Origin of the sequence: Micromonospora yasonensis, assembly GCF_026013475.1 — a bacterium.
GTDB classification, from domain to species: Bacteria; Actinomycetota; Actinomycetes; order Mycobacteriales; family Micromonosporaceae; genus Micromonospora; species Micromonospora yasonensis.
Genome location: NZ_JAPDPH010000483.1, coordinates 1 through 484 on the forward strand (window position 1 = coordinate 1; position 484 = coordinate 484).

1 protein-coding gene is annotated in these 484 nt (G+C 68.4%); it reads left to right on the plus strand.

Annotated elements, in window-relative coordinates; genetic code table 11:
- Positions 1–48: 48 nt before the first annotated feature.
- The gene (locus ONA70_RS36460; protein ID WP_265011018.1) at positions 49–366 is read left to right on the plus strand and encodes a transposase; all 318 of its coding nucleotides are present in this window, start codon (positions 49–51) and stop codon (positions 364–366) included.
- Positions 367–484: the final 118 nt, after the last annotated feature.

A 484-nucleotide genomic window follows, 5' to 3' on the forward strand; every position in this document is an offset into this window, starting at 1 on the left:
CCGCACCGGGTTTGATGGAGACATCGAAACCTGGGAGGAACACCAGCGATGCCCGCACCGAAGAAGTACAACGATGAGCTGCGTGAGCGTGCGACTCGGTTGGCGATCGAGGCCCGCCGGGATCCGGCGTCCGCGGTCGGAGCGATCCGGCGGATCGCCGGTCAGCTCGGGGTTCATCCGGAGGCGTTGCGCACGTGGGTGAAGAAGGCCGAGACCGACGCCGGTGAGCGGCCGGGCACCGCCAGCAGCGACGCCGAACGCCTCGCCGCCCTGGAGCGGGAGGTGCGTGAGCTGCGGCGGGCGAACCAGATCCTGAAGTCCGCAGCGAGTTTCTTCGCGGCGGAGCTGGACCGTCCGTCGCGATGAAGGTCGACTTCGTCGACTCCCAGAAGGCCGAACATGGTGTCCAGCCGGTCCTGCAGGCGCTGCAAGACACGCCGGCACAGATCGCACCGTCGACCTACTACGCCGCCAAGACCCGCCC

What these genes read in the sequence shown, in the direction of transcription:
- ONA70_RS36460 (WP_265011018.1), top strand. Translation starts at nt 49, where the DNA reads ATGCCCGCACCGAAGAAGTACAACGATGAGCTGCGTGAGCGTGCGACT.